At 65.6% G+C, this 18,140-nt stretch carries 20 protein-coding genes; 18 read left to right on the forward strand and 2 right to left on the reverse strand.

Annotated features, from left to right (window positions below; translation table 11 throughout):
• Positions 1 to 30: 30 nt before the first annotated feature.
• On the reverse strand, positions 31 to 1,368 hold the full coding sequence (locus QSK35_RS01350; RefSeq protein ID WP_285741386.1) for a helix-turn-helix domain-containing protein: 1,338 nt from the start codon (positions 1,366 to 1,368) through the stop codon (positions 31 to 33).
• A gap of 251 nt (positions 1,369 to 1,619) precedes the next feature.
• On the opposite strand from QSK35_RS01350, the gene QSK35_RS01355 reads away from it, so the two are divergent.
• From QSK35_RS01355 to QSK35_RS01425, 15 genes are all read left to right on the forward strand, one after another.
• Positions 1,620 to 2,198 (forward strand): hypothetical protein, encoded by a 579-nt coding sequence (locus QSK35_RS01355; RefSeq protein WP_285741388.1) that lies wholly within the window; start codon positions 1,620 to 1,622, stop codon positions 2,196 to 2,198.
• Positions 2,199 to 2,593: 395 nt separating this feature from the next.
• Positions 2,594 to 2,728: an albusnodin family lasso peptide gene (locus QSK35_RS01360; RefSeq protein WP_285741390.1), complete on the forward strand. Its 135-nt coding sequence runs from the start codon at positions 2,594 to 2,596 to the stop codon at positions 2,726 to 2,728.
• A gap of 80 nt (positions 2,729 to 2,808) precedes the next feature.
• Positions 2,809 to 4,638, forward strand: coding sequence for an albusnodin/ikarugamycin family macrolactam cyclase (locus QSK35_RS01365; protein WP_285741392.1), 1,830 nt, complete (start codon positions 2,809 to 2,811; stop codon positions 4,636 to 4,638).
• The gene (locus tag QSK35_RS01370) at positions 4,635 to 5,366 is read left to right on the forward strand and encodes a lasso peptide biosynthesis B2 protein (RefSeq protein WP_285741394.1); all 732 of its coding nucleotides are present in this window, start codon (positions 4,635 to 4,637) and stop codon (positions 5,364 to 5,366) included. The genes QSK35_RS01365 and QSK35_RS01370 overlap by 4 nt, the downstream gene beginning before the upstream one ends.
• 68 nt (positions 5,367 to 5,434) lie before the next feature.
• Positions 5,435 to 5,974 carry a GNAT family N-acetyltransferase gene (locus QSK35_RS01375; protein WP_285742436.1) on the forward strand — a complete coding sequence of 180 codons (540 nt, stop codon included), beginning with the start codon at positions 5,435 to 5,437 and terminating at the stop codon, positions 5,972 to 5,974.
• A 57-nt stretch (positions 5,975 to 6,031) separates the two neighbouring features.
• Positions 6,032 to 6,388: an RNA polymerase-binding protein RbpA gene (locus tag QSK35_RS01380; protein WP_285741395.1), complete on the forward strand. Its 357-nt coding sequence runs from the start codon at positions 6,032 to 6,034 to the stop codon at positions 6,386 to 6,388.
• 172 nt (positions 6,389 to 6,560) lie between these two features.
• The gene (locus QSK35_RS01385) at positions 6,561 to 6,704 is read left to right on the forward strand and encodes a hypothetical protein (RefSeq protein WP_285742516.1); all 144 of its coding nucleotides are present in this window, start codon (positions 6,561 to 6,563) and stop codon (positions 6,702 to 6,704) included.
• Between the two features lie 90 nt (positions 6,705 to 6,794).
• On the forward strand, positions 6,795 to 8,021 hold the full coding sequence (locus QSK35_RS01390) for a JmjC domain-containing protein (RefSeq protein WP_285741397.1): 1,227 nt from the start codon (positions 6,795 to 6,797) through the stop codon (positions 8,019 to 8,021).
• Positions 7,943 to 8,794 (forward strand): aldo/keto reductase, encoded by an 852-nt coding sequence (locus QSK35_RS01395; RefSeq protein ID WP_285741399.1) that lies wholly within the window; start codon positions 7,943 to 7,945, stop codon positions 8,792 to 8,794. The genes QSK35_RS01390 and QSK35_RS01395 overlap by 79 nt, the downstream gene beginning before the upstream one ends.
• 53 nt (positions 8,795 to 8,847) lie before the next feature.
• The gene (locus QSK35_RS01400; protein ID WP_285741400.1) at positions 8,848 to 9,705 is read left to right on the forward strand and encodes a phosphotransferase; all 858 of its coding nucleotides are present in this window, start codon (positions 8,848 to 8,850) and stop codon (positions 9,703 to 9,705) included.
• Between the two features lie 773 nt (positions 9,706 to 10,478).
• Positions 10,479 to 10,727, forward strand: a complete 249-nt coding sequence (locus QSK35_RS01405) for a hypothetical protein (RefSeq protein WP_285741402.1) — start codon at positions 10,479 to 10,481, stop codon at positions 10,725 to 10,727.
• Between the two features lie 472 nt (positions 10,728 to 11,199).
• A complete protein-coding gene (locus QSK35_RS01410; RefSeq protein ID WP_285741404.1) occupies positions 11,200 to 11,727 on the forward strand; it encodes a hypothetical protein in 528 nt (175 codons plus the stop codon).
• Between the two features lie 310 nt (positions 11,728 to 12,037).
• On the forward strand, positions 12,038 to 12,367 hold the full coding sequence (locus QSK35_RS01415) for a hypothetical protein (protein ID WP_285741405.1): 330 nt from the start codon (positions 12,038 to 12,040) through the stop codon (positions 12,365 to 12,367).
• A gap of 2 nt (positions 12,368 to 12,369) precedes the next feature.
• The gene (locus tag QSK35_RS01420) at positions 12,370 to 12,708 is read left to right on the forward strand and encodes a hypothetical protein (RefSeq protein WP_285741407.1); all 339 of its coding nucleotides are present in this window, start codon (positions 12,370 to 12,372) and stop codon (positions 12,706 to 12,708) included.
• A gap of 622 nt (positions 12,709 to 13,330) precedes the next feature.
• Positions 13,331 to 13,798 carry a hypothetical protein gene (locus QSK35_RS01425; protein WP_285741409.1) on the forward strand — a complete coding sequence of 156 codons (468 nt, stop codon included), beginning with the start codon at positions 13,331 to 13,333 and terminating at the stop codon, positions 13,796 to 13,798.
• A 1-nt stretch (position 13,799) separates the two neighbouring features.
• Here the strand turns inward: QSK35_RS01425 and QSK35_RS01430 are convergent, their stop codons facing one another.
• Positions 13,800 to 14,147 carry a hypothetical protein gene (locus QSK35_RS01430; RefSeq protein WP_285741410.1) on the reverse strand — a complete coding sequence of 116 codons (348 nt, stop codon included), beginning with the start codon at positions 14,145 to 14,147 and terminating at the stop codon, positions 13,800 to 13,802.
• Positions 14,148 to 14,544: 397 nt separating this feature from the next.
• Here QSK35_RS01430 and QSK35_RS01435 point away from each other — a divergent pair, with 397 nt between their 5' ends.
• From QSK35_RS01435 to QSK35_RS01445, 3 genes are all read left to right on the forward strand, one after another.
• Complete coding sequence (locus QSK35_RS01435) at positions 14,545 to 15,069, forward strand: hypothetical protein (protein ID WP_285741412.1); 525 nt, start codon at positions 14,545 to 14,547, stop codon at positions 15,067 to 15,069.
• Positions 15,070 to 15,528: 459 nt separating this feature from the next.
• A complete protein-coding gene (locus QSK35_RS01440) occupies positions 15,529 to 16,140 on the forward strand; it encodes a hypothetical protein (RefSeq protein WP_285741414.1) in 612 nt (203 codons plus the stop codon).
• 359 nt (positions 16,141 to 16,499) lie between these two features.
• Entirely contained in the window at positions 16,500 to 17,510 is a 1,011-nt protein-coding gene (locus QSK35_RS01445; RefSeq protein WP_285741415.1) for a DUF4192 domain-containing protein, read from the forward strand.
• Positions 17,511 to 18,140 lie beyond the last annotated feature (630 nt).

Genomic DNA, 18,140 nt, shown 5'->3' on the forward strand with positions numbered 1-18,140 from the left:
GGGACTACGTTGCTGTCCCTGGTGCATCGCTTACAGGCCTGGCGTTTGCAGCAGTTGGCTGATCCGCTGATCCAGGTCGCGCACTGCCGGTAGATCGTGGTGTGCTTGGCTCTGGTTGCGGAGCTGGCGGAACGCTTCGAGCACTCGATCGGACCGGACGGGACCCGCTGACGTGACAGCGTCATGACCGAGTTGCGAGGCGTGGGCAGGATCGTCGCGTGCCATCGTGAGGACGGCTAGATTCACGATGGCGAGCGCCTTTCCGCGCGAGTGCTGTTTTGGAAAGGTCTGCACGGCGGCACTGAGCCGGCGTTGCGCTTCAAGGTGATCTCCTCCGTTCAGGGCTAGGCCCAACAGCGCTCGGCCGACATCTCGTTCAAGGCGAGCTTGGCTGTAGTAGGAGATCCAGTCCGGCTCGTCGACGACTCTATCTGCGAAGCAGTCCTCGGCGCGATGCACTGCGGCCAGGCAGTCGCGTTCCCGCGGAGTGCCCATTGCGCCCAGTGCCCTTGCGTGCCGCGTGTGCATGACCGCGCGCACCACAGGTGTCAAGCGATCGGTTCGCACGAGCGCCATCTCGGAGTAGCTCAACGCGTCGTCGTGCCGCTCCTGGTGTACCGCCAGGTTCGACAGACCGGAAAGGGCCTTCGCTCGAAGCGCCCAGTCACCAGCTTCGGTCGCGCACCCCACGGCGAAGCGGAAGCATCGTTCGGCTTGCTGGTGCAGCCCAGCGTCGAAGCACATTCCGGCGGCGGTATCGGCGAGATCGGCTACCGCCGAGAACAACGCGGTTCGCGTGGTGTCCTTGGCGAACCGGCCTTCGAGTAGTTCTGTTGAAGCTGAAAGCTGCGTCACGACCGCTTGAGCAGCCAAGCCTCCGCCAAACAGATGGTCCTGGTTGGCGTACATACGTGCCACGTGCCGGATTTGTTCAACGTCGGTCAGGCCGACTCTGCGACTGCCGGCTGTGCCTGCTGCGGACGCTGCGAAGACGCTCAATGGGTCTGAGAAGGCGAGGCCAGCCACGCTGCCAGCCAGTACGCGTAGGAAGGCTTTCCGTTCCACCTCGTCCCCTCCGTTCACTTGCCGGGGGCTACTTCCCACGGTAACTGCACGGTGACGAGTGCTGTAGAAGCCAAGCGCGGCATCGGATGAAACACGGAGTGTCGCGCGGAGGGCGCTCCGGTAGTGCCGGTTCGGCCATCGGTGAACACCGCGCTCCAGCTTGCCGACGTAGTCGTCGTCCATCGCCCCTAGCTTGCCGGTGTCCCGTTCGACCTGCGCATTCGCCAACTCGGCCAGCTGGCCCTGGGTCAGCCCGGCCGATTCGCGGGCGGTCCGCAGCAGGTCGTTCGGTTCGTTGGGCACGACGTCCTTCCGGCAATCGCTCGATCTCCGAGAGTAACCCTGTTTCGAACCAAAGCAGTACTGATCTTGGTCAATCCTCCGGGTAACCCTCTGGGTCCCCTGTGGGCCAGACCTCCGGCCTTGAGGGGTGTTGATCTACGGGTTTGCCTCTGTTCCTGTTGAGCGCACATGGGAGAAGTCTCTTCCGTAGGCATCGGGCGTCGGACGAGACGGCCTTCCCTGAACAACCGAGTCACGAGGAAGTTCGACCAATGACCACGCAGACCGACGACAGGCACGTTGCCTGTTCCTCTCAGATGAGCACGCGGTCGGTGCTGCTCACTGAGGCCGTGGGCTGCACACCCTCTGCGCCCTCATCGGCCTCGCCGGGGGGTGAGTTGCCTCGCCATGGCACGGTGGCGACTCACCCCCCGACTGCCGCAGCCGACCTGTACGAAAACGGACTCGGCTGGCCGGTTCTGACGCAAGGCGCGGACGTCTTCCTCCGTGGCGGTCAACGCGTGGACATCGTGGCGATGCCGCGAGCCCTCGCGGGTCAGGTCAACAACTCGCTGAAGCTGCTGAGGCTCGACGCGGCGGTGCTCGAGGTTGAGGGAGAGACCCTACGTTGGGCGTTCTTCTGTCAGTCGCAGCCGCCGAGCATCACAAACCTGGGGATTCTGTCTCTGCGCGGCGTAAATCATTACGGTACGGGTTCACTGTTCTTGCTGCCGCCAGATCCGACGCACAACTCGGAAACACTGCGCTGGATCTGCCCTCCGATGTCCGGGGTGTCGGTGCTTCCTGCCATTGCAACGGTCATCTCATGTGCGCAGACGGCCCTGCGGTAACTCGGGTTGATCTTCCTGGGGGTATTCGTGGATGTATATAGCCTATTTGGTCGGCTTCGAGCTGCAAGGTTTGCCGCGTTGCCGCTGCCGAGCGTAACGGCCCAGGACAACGGGCTCTTGTGGTATCGAATTGCGCCAAGTCGCATCGATACCCTTGCTGTCTGGGATCCGCAGTACGCAGCAGGCCTGTTGGTGCCACCTGATAGGAACTGGCACCGACCTTTCGAGCCGTCGACCGCGCTCTTTCAGCAAGTCGGAACGCTGGAGGATGTTGTGGAAGCGCTACTGAACTTCGAGTAGTGCCACGATTCTCCCTGTCGTTGCGGAGCTAGCGGCAGGGCGGCCCAAGAAATGACGACACCTTGTGGCGTGAAGAGAGGATATCGAGGATGGGAATGTCAGCTCAGATTCAGATGGTTAAGACTCCGGACGATGATCCGGCGCTGATGGTCGATCTCGGCGACGTCGCGGACCTGACGCTGGGAGGCCCAGGAGGCGGCAAGGAGGACAAGCGCCGCGAGGTCGGCTGATCTAGTCAGCGGCGCGTTGGTGCCCGGAGCTGCCCAGTCGGGCACCAACGCCCTCAAGGAGAACAGAGGGGAGGTACGCCATGTTCTGGCTCGGTGGCTTCCGCGGACCCGCTCCGTCGCGGCGGGAACCGCAGCATTCCGGCAGGATGTGGCCGCACGTCGCTGATTGCTGGTTGTCCGGATCACCACGAGAGCAGGAGTTCCGGACAGCTCGAACGGCAACGCGCACCGTCGCCGTCGTCGGTTCGTGCGGCGCCTCGGATGCCGATGTCCTGCGGCTGGCCACGCACGGCGTGCCGGATCAGGTAGCCAGCCGCTGGCCCGGTGCCTACATCGTCATCGAGGTCACGAACGAGGCAACGACGGTGTGGACGGACCTCGGCGGCGTCTGGCCGATCTACACCCTGGCCGTCGACGGCGGCACGTTCTGGTCGTCGAGCTCACGCGCACTGGCCGCACTGACAGGGCTCCAGCTCGACACCCACCAGCTCGCCGTCGAACTGCTCGCACCAGCCGTCGCCTGCCTGTCGCGCGACCGATCCATGTTCGCCGGCGTCTCGCTCGTGCCGCCCGGACATCGCGCGGTCCTGTCGGACACGGGCTGTCTGGACGTCGAGCCGGTGTGGCACCCGCAGCAGCGTTCGGGAGATCCGGCGTCCCAGCTCCGTGCTGAATTGTCGATGGCCGCTGCGGTGCGCGTGCAGAACGCGAAGAGGCCTACCGTGGACCTGTCTGGAGGGCTCGACTCCACCACCCTCGCGTTGCTCGCCGCCGAGCAGCTATGTCCAGACAGGACAATCACCGGGGTAACCGTGCACGCCCCCGAAGCCAGCTGCGAAGGCGACCTCGGATACGCCCGCGAAGCTGGCCGGCACCTCGGCATCACGCACGAGTACATGCCGATCAGCCCGGAACACGTTCCCTACAGTGCGCTCGACACCGTGCCCGTCGCCGACGAACCCGCCCCGTCGACCGTCGCCTACACGCGATTCGCGGCTCAACTCGACTGGATGCGCGACCGGTTCGGCACCGACAGCCACATGACCGGAGACGGCGGCGACAGCCTGCTGAGGGCCGAACCGATCATGCTGGCGGACTTGGTCGCCAGCCGCCAATTCCGCCGCGCGTGGAGAGAAGCGATCGCCTGGGCTCGGCTGCGACGCGTCGCCGTATGGCCGTTGCTCGCCGACTCCATCCGCACCGCACGAACAGATCGCCCGGCCGCGCTGCGGTCGTTGGCTCGTGCATGGCGCACAGGTCGACCCGCCGACGCCGGTGCGACCGTCGCCGGCGTCACCTGGTGCTCCGCAATCGCGCAACCGTCGTGGTCCACACAGGAGTCACGCGAACTCGCGGCCTCCCTGGTCACCAGGATCGCCGCACACTCCGCCGCAGTCCCACAGGTCGGGTTCACGCCGTTGCTGATCGCTGAGGTCATGGCCGCGGTCGGCCGGACCGCTCGGGCTGACGCTCAGATTGCTGAACACCACGGTGTTCCGATGCACAACCCGTTCCTGGACTCGCGCGTCATCGACGCCTACTTGTCGATTCCGCTCCACGCCCGGCCTGGCCCTGCTGAGTACAAACCCGTGCTGCGTAACGCGATGGCAGACCTGTTCCCGCCCACTCTCGCCAGGCGCACGACGAAGGGGAGCTTCACCTCTGACTTCTACCAGGGGATGCGGACCAACCTCGCCCAGCTTCATGACCTCGCGGACGGCTACCTCGCGGTCCTGGGACTCGTGGACCCTGCCCGACTTCGCCACGCGATGACGTCGGCTGCTGCTGGGCTGCCCGGCGCGTTCCAATCGGTCGACACGGTCATCAGCACCGAGGCGTGGCTGCGATCGCTGCATTCGGCCGCGCCGATCGTGTGGTCCAGCACCCACCAAGCCGGGGGCACCTCGTGACCCGCTACCTGACCGCCCCACGACATGTCGCAGCGTGCGACCTCGGCCCCGCCACAGTCATCGTGAACTACCGAACCGGTGGCGTACACACATTGATCGGGCCATCGGCCCGCTGGTGGGCGGAAGTGGCCACAACTGGTGATCCGTCCACGCTCAACGGTCTGGACCCGCAAGCGGCGGCCCGGTTGAGTAACCGGCTGCGTCAGGCCGGGGTACTGATCGACATGGACACGCCCGCACCGTGGGCGGCACCGGCCACCGGGCAGCCCTGGACGCTGAGTTTTGGCACCCAGGAAGCGCAGGCCGGATGGACCGACCCGCCACGGCCGCCACATCGCTTCCTATTTCTCGCTGGGCTTGCCCTCGCACTCGCACTGGTTGCTCTCCATTGCGGTCGGCGGCGGTCGAGGATGGCTCGACTGCTCTGTCTGCTGGGCTGGGCTGCTCGTCGCACCAGCGGTTCGGCCACGATCGACGACGCCACCCAGGTCCTGAACGCTGTGCGTTGGGTCGCGATGCTGGTACCCAGCCGGGTGGCCTGCCTGGAAGGGTCCGCCGCCGGCATGCTCGCATTGAGTTTCATCAGGCAGCGAGCCACCTGGTGCCACGGTGTGGCGGGAGATCCCATACGGCTGCACGCCTGGGTGGAGGTGAATGGACAACCTGTCGCCGAGCCCCCGTCAACGCTTCGATACACACCACTGAGAACCGTCCCGGAACGGAACTAAGGGAGACGATCACCATCAGCGACACCACCACCAAGCCGATCATCTGGCTTCGCGACGACGCAGTCGGCATCGGGCCTCTCGACCCGGAACTGGCCGAGCTCTACTGGCGATGGGAGAACGAACCCCGCGTGCGTGTCGGCTACGGCCAACAGACCCCCGACTCACTGGAGGAGCGCAAGGCCGCGATCACCATCCAGCTCAAGAACACGATGGACTCGGCCCGGTTCACCGTCTACGACCTGTCCCGCGGCGAGCCGGTCCCGGTTGGCACCACCGCCCTGATGATCGACCATCGGCAGCGGACCGCCGAGTTCTTCATCATCATCGGAGAAGAAAACCGCGGCCGAGGCATCGGGACCGCCGCGACCCGACACACGTTGGACTACGCCTTCCACGTGACGAACCTGCGCTGTGTCTACCTGACGGTGCTCGCCCCCAACGTCGCCGGAATCAAGGCCTACGAGAAGGCAGGGTTCAGCCACAGCGGCATGCGTCGGCAGTCCGGCTACTGGCTGGGCGAGCCCGCGGACGAGGTGCTGATGGACGCGATTCCGGCCGACTTTCCCGGTATCTCGGCTGTGAAGCAGCAAGTCAACGAATCGCGATAGGGGTCGCCGTGGCGGCGGGCTTCGGCCCGCCGCTACGGCGAAGACGAAGGGGGATTGATGTCCCGAGTGTTTGCGGGACGAGCGCCGTGGGGGACCAGCCAAACGCCGGGCGAGCCGGAATGTACCGGTTCGGCGCCCCGATGGGTCGAGATATTCGAGTGCCCGGCTGGACACGAGTTCGAAATGCAGTTCGCGCACGACGCCGACCTGCCTGACACCTGGGAGTGCCGTAACCACGGTCACGAGTCGCAGCGGCTTGCCGTGCGGTCGACGCCCAAGGTCGTCAAGCCACCGCGCACGCACTGGGACATGCTGCTGGAGCGGCGCTCGATCGAGGACCTCGAAGTTCTCCTAGACGAGCGCCTGGAGAAGCTCCGGGCCGACCGACGGGCCGGGCGCGCCAACCTCGACTAGGTGTCAGCTAGTCAGGTGAATTGAGCGCGAGGCGCGGACGGCCGTCAATTCGGCCCCTTTTGCACGCGGCCTTCGCGCGAACTGATCTCGCTTCCCAGGAGGTGCCTACAAGGTTCCTCCGCATAGGCCTGGAACAACGAATCAACGAGGGGAGGTAACGGAAATGGAGAGTGTGAGTTCGCTTGTGCTGGCGGTGGAAAACCTGTCGGTCGTGCGCGGCCGGATGGACGCTGCGCACTCGGACGCGTCTGAGGACGCGGGTGGTGATGGCTACGTCGGCGACGGCCTGAACATCCCGGTCGAGAACGCGAGCTGACAGCTGGCTCGGTTCTGAAGTCCGTTCAAGCCGTTGGGGCACCATGACCTTGTGGTGCCCCAACGGTTCTCACGATCCAGAGGAGGACCCGTGGAACACCGATTGGTCGAGTTGATCGAGAAGGCTCTGGGATGGGGCAGCGCGGCGCCGTTGGGCCGGGGGTTCGCCCGCGGCTCGTTCAACGACCCCGCGCTGTGCGCGCGATTGCTTACACCCCAGCGGTTGCTGGACACCGCCATGCGCCGCAGCCTGGCACCGCCGCAGTTCCGTTGCTTCCAGCAGGGTGAGGAGCTGCGCCCGAACCAGTTCCTGACGCCGAGCGTCACGCGGCGCGGCCAGAGCCTGCCGATGGCGAACATGGACACCCTGTCGCGCCTCATGCGCACCGGCTGCACGCTCGTCGTGGACGCGATGGACACCTTCGACCCCACGATGGAGATCGCCTGCCGGGCACTCCAGTGGTGGTCCCACGAACTCGTGCAGGTCAACACCTACCTCACCACGGCCGACGCCGCCGGGTTCGGTCTGCACTGGGACGACCACGACGTGATCGTGGTGCAGCTCGCCGGCGAAAAGTCCTGGGAGGTGCGGGGTGCTTCGCGCGAGGCGCCGATGTACCGGGACGCCGCACCGAACTCGACTCCGAGCGAGGAGATCGTGTGGTCCGGCACCATGCAGCCCGGCGACGTCATGCACATCCCGCGCGGCTACTGGCACACCGCCACGCGAACCGACCGAGATGACCAGGGCTTCAGCCTCCACGTCACGTTCGGTTTCGTGAAACGCACCGGCGTGGACTGGATGAGCTGGCTGGCGGACAACACCCGCACGGACGGGCTGTTCCGCCAGGACCTCGACCGCTTCGGCACGAAGGAAGCCCAAGGCGTCCAGCACAACGGCCTGTACGCCACGATGCTGCGGCACGTCGACTCCCTCAGCATCCCGGCCTACCTCGCGGCACGCGAGCAGGAACAGCCACCCCCGCGCTACGTCCACACCGCAGGACTGTTCGGCCCGGCGACCGATGTCGTCTGCGTGACTCCATTCCGGCCGCACATCGAGGTGAGCGACCACGAGATCACCGTGCTCGCCGTCGGCAAGCGGCTTCGCCTCGCTCGCCGTGCCGAAGCCGCGGTGAGGCTGCTGCTCTCCGGCTATCCCGTCTCGCTCAAGCGGGTCGCCGACGTCACCGGCGACGACGCGAACCCCCTCGCCGAGACCCTGATGAAGGAGGGATTGTGCGCAGAGCTGACCGACGCATTGCACTCGGGTTTCATCGGACTCGTCCCAGCCGCCAGCTGCTTGAGCATGCTCTGACGCTCGGGATCACCGACGTCGACACCGCGTTCAACTATCAAGCGTTCGAAGGCCATCGCGCGCTGGCGAAGGCAGCCGGCGACCTCATCCACGAGTTCGCCGTCTCGACGAAGGTCGGGTTCTTTCCGGTCGGCAACCGCAACTACCACTCGCTCCGACGGTGGAATCTGCGGGAAGCGATCGAGAAGACCGTCTGCGAACTCGGAGTACCGCCCGCGGTGGTCTTCCTGCACAACCCCGAGGAGAGCCTGCGGCCGCTCCATCCGGCGCAGGCATTCGACTACTTCGCCGATGCCTGCGCTGAGTTGGACCGAGCAGCAGACGTTGGGCTCTGCGCCGCGTGGGGTGTTGCGTCCTGGGAGCCCGGCCCGCTGATCGAGGCGCTGCAAGCGGGCACGGCATGCCTGCGGCCGAGCACGCTCATGGTCCGGGCAGGCTTGTCCCTGGACGCCGAGCAGCTCAACGCCGCTGAACGCCTGGCGACGGAGTTCGACATCAAGCCCGACGGGCGCTGGGGAATGAGTCCCTTCGCCGGGAGTACCAGCGACGAGGCATGGACTACGACCGACCTCTCCGCATTCCTCGCACCAGAACAGGACCCCACGTCGGTACAGGCGGCGTTCAGGCTCGCGTTCGAACTGCCGCACTGCACCAGGCTGGCGGTCGGGAGCAGCAACAAACGACACCTTGACGAGCTGTACGCCGCGACGCAGCTGGAAGTGATCCCCGGTGCGGTCGACAAGTACCGCGAACTGATCACCTCTCCAGGCTGATCCTGCTCGAGTCCGGGAAGATGTTGTCGACTCGTCAGGAAGGACTTTGTTCGGTGTCAGCAGCGCAGCCGGGTAAGCCTCGGTCATTCGTCATCTTCGACACGAGCACGAACCGCCACGACGACGTCCTCGAACACGTTGAACGTGCCTTCGACCTCACGTTGGACCGATCCTCGGTAGTACACGGCGTCGGCGGCGTGACCGAGGGGTTCCGCACCAGCCGCGGCACGTGGGCGAGGATCGAGCAGAGGGTCCCGTGGCGAATCAAGAGCGCCGCCTGGGTCGGCCTGGAAGCCGCCTCGACAATCGAGAACGTCCCGATGCCTAGCTGGTACCAGAGCACCACGTGGATCGACACTCACCGTGGCCTGGTTTGGCGTGCCGACGAAGTCGAGTTCGTGGCCTCACCTTCTGTGAAGGCGGCGGGCGGCCTGGAAGCCGCCAAGGACCTGCCGAGCACGTGGTGGACGGGCATGCGCAGCTCACTGAAGGAACTCGGCGGACACCAGACTGAACGCGTGGGCGTGAGCCAGGACCATCTGACGCTCCGAATCGGCCAGGTGTTCGAGAACGTGGACACCACCGTGGACGAGTGGAGGACCGCGCACGCTGATCTCCACTGGGCCAACGTGACCGTCTCCGGCCAGCTGATCGACTGGGAGGACTGGGGCCTGGCGCCACGTGGCCACGACGCAGCGACGTTGTGGCAGGCGTCGTTGCCAGACTCGGACCTACTCGCACGCGTGGAGGCCGAGTTCGCTGACGACCTTCAGACCCGGTCAGGGAAGCTGTCACAGCTTATGCACTGCGCGAACGCGATCCGGATCGCGGCACAGCGCGGCACGACGACTCCGTTCCTGGAACCAGCCACCGCAGAAGCGGAGAAGCTGCTGGCGGACCTTCGAAACTGAGACGGCGAGACAGGTGGAATCGGTCCGAGGGACGCCCCGAGCGTCCCTCGGACCGGTCTCGCACCGATGGGCTACTACGGACCAACCGCCCTGATGACCCAACTCAGGCCGCGAATTGCCACTGCCGGTGGCGCGTTCGCGCAGCCGAACGATCCGCAGACCCCGCACGACCCCATGCATGAACAGGGTGTTGCCGGCGTCGGCCGGGGCCGACGCCGGGCAGCAGCAGCTCACCGGTGGACATGTGCCGGTCCTGTAGCCCCTAGCTGCGGTCAGACAGGCTGCCGAGCGCACCATGACGATCCGGTCCTATGTGGCGCGGGGATTGATGGCGCCGACGAACAACTGTGCCAGTTGCTCGCAGCTCGTGGCGTAGTTTCTGTCCAGGTGGCAATGGGCCGCCGCTAGCGCGGCCGGCAAATCGGCCTAGACGATGCCGTCGACGCCGACCTGTCGAGCTCGGATGTCGCCGGTCGTGGTGGCACGCACCGCCATCGGGACCAGCGCCCGGCGTGCCGTTCGAGCCATGCTCCGGTCAGCCCACAGGGACCGTCGATTGCACGGCACGTATGACGCCGTGTGGATCGAGGCGCAGCTCAAGGAGGATGGCCCGATCCTCTGCGGCCTGGTCGCCACGATGGGCTCGAAGATCGCCCTGTCGGACTCGTCGACCGACCGGATCGTCGAGGACATCCCGCCCGATCGCGTGCTGGGCGTGTCCACGCGTGCGCCGCTCAGCTTGGCGCAGGCGTCCGTCTTGGCGAAGGGTGTCCTTGTGCCGCAAGGAAAAGGGGCGCGTAGTCCGGGAGCGCGACGGGCAGCACATCGTAGCCCGCGCTACGCACATCAAGCGGCTCAGCGGCGACCAGGGCCATCCGTCTGGCGACGCCGTGCGTGACCTCGCGCTGCTCGTCCTCACGGACTCAAGCGCAACCGAGGCGTGGTTCGTCAGCGAGTTGATCGCGGAGCACAGCGAGAAATTCGGCGTATGGGCCCGCAACCCGGTCGACACGAGCGACTGAATCTCGGCGCGAAACCCACGTCTATGAACAAGGTACGCGAGAACTTGCTTGCTCTATGCCACGCGCACAACACCATCGTTCCGCCTCGAGCCGCGACGACCTAAGAGCTGGCGGACGCTGCATGCCGGCTGGGCGGTGTCGTGAACACGTTGACAGGCAAAAAGAGCAAGGCATCAGGAACCATGATGCGACGTGACGCCTGATCGCGTCGCACATGGATCAGACCGTACACGACACGACGGACACGGCCGCCGCGCTGACCGCGGGTGTGACGTTGGTGCCCGGATGTTGCGGCGCGCCGAGAGACATACCGAGCACAGGAGCTCGCGGCACCGATGGGCCGGTTGGCGGCCGCGGAGCAGTGGAAGCGTGGGATCGCCCCGAATTCCTCCGCACTGGCGACACCGGTACTCCGCGACTCGGCAACGCGAGCAGTGAACGCCGACCTACACGAGCATGGGAAGGACCAGTCATGAGCGATAGCTTCACAACGATTGATGTCGAGTACGCGGAGATCGAGGTCTACACCGCGGGCGAGTTGGTCGGCGACGACGGGGACTTGGCCGTTCCGTCTGGACGGTCCGCGCTGGCTCTTGGCTATGCCGAGGGCAACGGCGCGTTGCTCGTCTATGGGACTGCGGATGCGCTACGGAAGTGGCTGCGGCGAGCTCAACAGGAGCTCGATGATTCGCATCACGCTGGGGCAGAGGACGACCGTGCCATCGCCTACCGAGGCGGCTACGCCGCCGGCTTCGGGCTTGCCCGACTGAGCCGAGTGGAGGAGAGCAGGCAGGTCCCCAATGGACACACCTCGTGGACCAACCTTGCTGCGTCCTCAGTGGACGAGACCCAGCTCAACGATGCCTGGCGTAAGGGATTCGAGGCGGGATCAGTGAGCGGCAGGGAGTGGCCACCGAGCCCTACGTTCGAGTCGCATCGGGCGGACGTGTTGATCGAAGGCGGCGAACGAGCTTGTAAGGCTCACCGGCCACCGGATTGATCGCGTCCGACACGAATCGAGATCTTTTATTCGGCCGAGATCCGCTTCGTGGAGTACGGATCGAACAGCGAACGCGATCGACGCGCGGCCCGACCGTCAGGAGAGGCCAGCGCTCGGATACCTCATCGGGCACGTGCATCGGCACATTCAAGCCGCAGCCGAGAACGAAGAGCCCGCCGAACCGATCGCCGCGGCGGTGTGCGCCCTGACGCACCTGGCCGATGCGCCGACTCGATGTCGATGAGCTGTTCGAACAGAACCGCGGTCACTACCGCGCCGAGGTACTCGAGCCACAAAGGGAGGCAAAGGGATGACCCAGCAGGAAGAGAACGACATGACCGGACGTCAGTTCGTCTGCGGCGTGTGTAACAGCGTCACCGTGCCGGACGTAACGGAGAACAACGTTCGTGCGCTTGAGGCCGTGCTCACGAGTCGACAGGTGGCCAGGGTGCGGTCCATACGGGTTGGGCGCCGTTTCTCGATCACGTTCAGCATGCCGGCAGACGACGCCATCGAGATGATCACGAAGCACATGGACCGACTAGCGAGCGCCGGGAAGAAGCGTGGTTTTCCGCACCAGTCATTGCACAACCTGGTCACGCGCCTGACCTGGGTGCGCAACGAACTCCGGAAGGAGTAGAAATGAGTGAGGCCGCAGAGCAGGTGGTCGACAGGTACACGAAGCACGCCGCCGCGCAGGCAGAGTCAGTTGTCGAGGCGGTCAAGTCGGTCCGAGCGGCGTGCAACACAGTCCTAACACGACTGTCCGAGAAGCGGTACGAGCAGGCAGCCGCCGGGCTCTACACGGTCGTTGCCGGCGCCGCGGATGTGATGTCGACAGTCGACCGCCTGCTCGCCATCCTCACAACCATCACGGCAGTGGCGAGCATGGCCGACCTACCGATAACCGAGCGCCATGGCAACGCGGCCGACCGGATCGCCGAGATCGTCGTGCACGCGATCGATGCAGAGGTCGAGTGATGAACCCCAACAGGCAGAGGCGGTGAAGTCGATCCGCGGCTGCGCATGTTCGCGCTCACCACAACTGTGACCGACCACTGTCACCTGCTCGCCACGGCGACGCCCGGATATGCGGACCCGCAGACGTCAAGGTTCGATCTGCGATCGGCGGTCAACCTCGTCCGTGGCCCTCCCGCCGAGCACATCACCGGCCTGGGCTACCCGGACCTGCAGCACCTCACAGAGCGGGAAAGAGGTCATGGAAGGCAAGGGCAACGCCGCCGCCGAGCAGAGGCCGGCCTCCCGAGTGCCCTCCAGAGGCCCAGGGAGCAACTCCAACAAGACCCTGAGGGAGATCCGCGCGCTCAACGACCAGTGTCCGGAGGAGATGAGCGAAGCGGACCCGTAGCGATCCATGGATCGGACAGGCCAGGCTCGGTACGCACGCTGTGGCTGCGGCGAAAGCGACGTTTGGCACGGCGACGTGCGCGCGCTGTCAACGGGCGTGATCGCCGTCCTCGTCGACCTGGCCGACGTCATGCGCGTTTGTCTGCCCGCTGGACGCGGCCGCGCGAGACCCCTTCATGCTCCGCGGCGAACGACGAATGCGATCGCCTCCAACGGATGAAAGTACGGAACCAAGATGACGAACGACCATCAAGAGAGCGAGACGTTCGAGGAGATTTGGATCTTCGGCGGCTCCTACGCGACAAAGACCGGCAGGCGCTGGCATCGATGGATCAGACCCGACGATGAAGAGGTCTACTTTGACAGCAAGGGAAGTTACGTCGTCGGCTGCACCTACCGGGTGAGGCTGTCGTGCCCAGGGCCTGACGATCTTCGAATGCATGGCCGTGGGCGATACGAGCCCGAGGCGCGCGAGGTCTCCTTGGAGCTGTGCGAGCAGCTTCAGGCGCAGCACAGGGCTGCGGAGACGGCCATCCAGCGGAAACAGTTGGAGCGCAAGCTCAAGGCCGAAGACCCACTCGCCGATGTGTTGGGCCGGCTGGCGGACATCGCCGTAGCGGTGCCGCCGATGCAGCGGGACGGATTCGCCGCGCTCGTCCTGCGCACGGTCTACAGGGCGTACTTCCAGCCACCGAAGAACTAGATCAAGCCACAACGCGCCGCGGCGAGCTGGCCTTCTTCGTCGAAGGATCGCGTGTGCCGATCCGCAGGTACGCGAAGCGCAGGCCAGACTGAACGACACCGAACAGGAGCGGCGCATCGCCGCTCTGCCCGTCGTCCGGTACAGCGTCACGAGAGCCGGAGGCAGCCAACGCATCAGGCGTCCCGACAGCGACGCTCAACGAATAGCCGTCGCATCCACAGTCGGACCGCCTAAGCCGCGCCGTGGATGCCTTGATCGAGCTGAACCGCCCCGGCTGCGAGCTGAAGACCTCATCGGCGAACTCGGCGAGGCGCTTACCGCCAACGACCGCTGCGAGCGGTGCGTACACGGACAGGCGTCGACCGGGGAAGCGCCGGCCGCGCACTCACCGCAAGAGCGATGCATAGCGCCCCCTTTCACTGGCACACCGTGGCTAGCCGCGCACGCCGAGGTCAGCTAGCTGGCTGGATGGGAACCAGACCTTCCATGCGCGCTGTTGCGCAATGATCTCGCCGCTCGTACTCACTCCTCATCGGAGCGCGTCCGCATCACTAACGGCCATCCCGCACGGCTCAAGCGCGCACGACCCGATCTCCGCCGACGCCGTAGCCGCCGCGCGCAAGGCGATCCGCGGGCCGCGTGCAGGCGAGAAGCGACGATCGCGCATGGCTTCGAGATCAACAACTCACAACGTGTGGCTTGTGATTGATCTGTTCACGCGGAAACCTACGAGAGGAACCTGCTCCATGCCCGACACCGTCCCTGATATTCCACTGTGGATTGCGCACCTTCCTGTGGTCGGTGGTCTGGCGGTCCCGTGGATCACGCCGCGCACCACCGATGGACGATATCTACTCGGTTCCATCGACCGTGATCGGATGCATCAGGCGCTTGTGTACCGGTGGTGCGGTGTGTGCGGCCGGCCGCTGGACGACCGATTGGTGCTGCTGATGCGCCTGTCGGATCTGCCGCGACAGTGCACCAACGAACCTGCGCTGCATCCCCAGTGCGCTGCCTACACCGCAGCCGCGTGCCCGATGGTCAGCGGAAAGCTGGATCACTACCGGTCGACACCGGTGCGCCTTGACGCGACGATGGCGCCGTCATCTGACACGTCTGCCCGCCAGGGGGCGGCGGCCGAGCCATGGTTCGCCGTTTGGTTGCGCACGTATCGGGTCATTCCCGACGGGGACAACCTCGCCGCGTCCTACAACGACATCTCCCCGCTGCGGATTCGATCCATCACTTGGTCCGTGTCCGGCCTCCTGTGACGACAACGCCGGTCCGCCGTGCCGGTTCCGGTTTCTATCCCATGGTTAGCCCGGCGTCTCTTGTCGACGTGAGACGAACGACGTCGGCGGCTCGCCGACGCTGTCTCGCTGCTGTCCTATGTGGAGCGATAAGCAGCCTGGCGCTGTGCCGTCCTGCCGGTTTTTGTCTCCCTTCGGAGTTCCACTTCTTGACGGTCGGCCGTACTGCCTTCCATGGCATCGAATGTACCTGCAGGCACGCGGATCCGGCGCCGCACAAAGTCGATCCCGCCAGAAGGCAAGGTGATCGCAGTCAAGGAACCGTGTCCGGATCCCAGTCTGACCTTCTCGCGCCTGCTCAGATCACACGGAACCTTCCGGCCTTCATCTCGAAGCATTCGGCCACAAAGTCCAGAGTGGACTGTCTGTTGCGGCTGCCATCAACCGCAAACAAGTTCAAGGCTAACGAAAGGCACCACCGTGACCAACCCTCCCGTTCTGCCCGAGTACACCGTCGAAGCCGCCAACCAGCCGCTGCCCACAGCGGTCATTGATTGCGCCGCGAAGCTAGGCCGGTTGGCGGCTCATTTCGTTGCCTCCGACTATCCCAGGCCGGGGCAGGCGTTCGAATGGATCGTCAACAACAACCGCGCCGGCGGAGATCCCGAGTTGCGCGCCCTGGCCCTGGCCGCCGGACGGTGGGTCGAGCACGGCATGTTCTTGACCCAGTTCAGCGCCGCCTTCACCGCCGCCGCCCTGACCGAGCAGACCACCGGCTTCGTGGCAACCAATGGAGTGATCGGCGCGGAGCCCGACACCACCAACGCCGTGTGGCCAATCCCGGCAGTCCTGGACCGCCCATCGATTCAGGTTGCTTTGGCCGACACCCTAGCCCGCGCCTACGGCGGCACTATTCCGACCGCACGTGACCACTTCGCCGCGGGGAGGGCGCTCGACCACGTTGCGGCGATCGCCGAATCACTGTCCTATGACGGCCGCATCGTCAACGCAGCCTCACCCGTCGGCGCCGTGCAGAACTTCGCCCGCCTCATTGGACGGCGCAGCACCGCGCACGACGCCATCACCGGTTGAGCTGCGGCCGTTGGGCTGCACCACTTCGCTTGTCCCGCCGACGGGAACGCTCGCCAGATTGCTGTGCAGGGTATCGATCACGAGCTCGTTCTCGTGAAGTGACGCGTTGCATCAGGGCTGCAGCCGTGGTTGGGCGGCGGACAGCCGTGTGCCCGTCCTGACACCGGTTAAGTAACCCAATCGGCGGGCAGACGGCTCACAGACCTGGCCAGCCATGGCTCCGTGGACCTCACACCTGGCGCCCCGCGCATTACCGCACGGCTGCGCCGACAGGTCAGTCGATCAACCAGGCCCGCGCGGCCAGGCGCAGCCCGACTCGTTCCTGACAACGCCAAGTACGACAAGACCGAGAGGATGTCATGGTTTCCCTGAAGGTGGCCGACACGAGCAATCTCATCGCCGCGGTGCCATGTCTACTTGGATTTCATCCGGAGGACTCGCTGGTCGTGCTGGTCGTGAGTCAGGGACAGGTTACCGCGACCTTGCGGCTGGACCTTCCGGCCAAACGGCACCGGAGCCAAGTAGCCGACCAGATTGCCCGCTGTGTGAGGAACCAGGAGAACCCGGCTGGCGTGATTCTGGTGGTGTATGGCGGCGGCACTGTCGACGCAGTGGACATCCTGCCGCAGGCCGGGCTGATCGACGAGCTCGACTACTCGTTGACCTGTGTTCGAGTAAAAGTCCTCGAGGCCGTGTGGTTGGAGGCCTCGGTCAGCGGAGCGACCTGGCATTGCTACTGCGGCTGCGGACGCACTGGAGCGCTGCCGGAGCTGGAGGAAACTGAGGTTGCCGCTGTGACCGCGGCCAGGGGGTTGGTCACGTTCGCGACCAGGGCGGAGGTCGCAGCTCAGGTGGCACCGGTCGCCGAGGACATACTCGAGCGACGGTCGGCGTTGCTCGATGAGGCGAGTTCGGGGCCGCGACCCGAAGGTGCAGCGGGTTGGAAACTCGTGCGTGCGGCGGTAGCCGCGATGGCCGAGCGGTCGGAATCGCTCAGCGACGATGAGGTAGTGCAGCTGGCGCTGGCACTGTCGGACCTCAGGGTCCGTGACGCGTCTCTGTCGCTCGCGGTCGATGCCACTGCGGCCGCCGCGGAACAGTTGCTCCTCGAGCTCACCCGCGGATGCCCGGTGCCCGAACGTGCCGAGCCGGCGACGCTGCTGGCGTTCTTCGCCTACCTGCGTGGTGATGGGGGCCTCGCCTCCGAGGCGCTCACTCAAGCCGCGGCGGCCTGCCCCGGCCACAGGCTGGCTGGACTGATGCGCCATGCACTCGACGAAGGGCTCTCGCCCGCGCGGGTGCGTGAGCTCGCAATCGACGCTGCCGCTGAGGCCCGCTCACTGTGCGAGGACGACGCGCACGCCGACTAGCGCATATCGGCAGCGGCGTCTGGTTGCCCTCGAGCCCACTTGCGCAGCCAGGCGTCGTTGTGCGCTCACCTTGAGCGCCATACGGATCACACACGGGAGAGCTCGAAGGTGACGCGGAGCTGCGGTCGAGGAGCTGACTACAGCAGGGGAGCAGTCCGAAACCAGCAGTGTCAAGCCGTCATCAGCCCAGGCATGGTCGTCGACATCGGCGTTCACCACTGAATGGGGCGGCCGTGAAGATGCGTGGCGCGGGTGAATCGACGACACGTCGACAACCTGCGGCGCGAGACGCGGACGGCGGAGCCCGTATGCGCAGATCGACTGGTCGATCGCACCCAGCCCTTGACCCCAAGGTCATCAGTGTGGGCTTGCCTGCGCACATCCTGACCGGCGTAGCGAAAACCCTGTAGTCCATGAACCTGCTCGAGCCCGCGAAGCATGCCACCGACGGCTGACAAGTCGTCGTACGTGCGATATCGGCAGATCGGGAACCGAGGCACGCTGGCACCCGCGCGCCAGTGATCGAGCGACACCCTCCTTCTTCCTTCTGAAACACGAAGAAGCGCGCGCGATTCCTTGCCACAGCACAGCGAATCCCCACCATCCAAGCCACACGTGGCGAGCAACGCC

This window comes from Lentzea sp. NBRC 105346, assembly GCF_030269605.1.
In the GTDB taxonomy this organism is placed as follows: Bacteria; Actinomycetota; Actinomycetes; order Mycobacteriales; family Pseudonocardiaceae; genus Lentzea.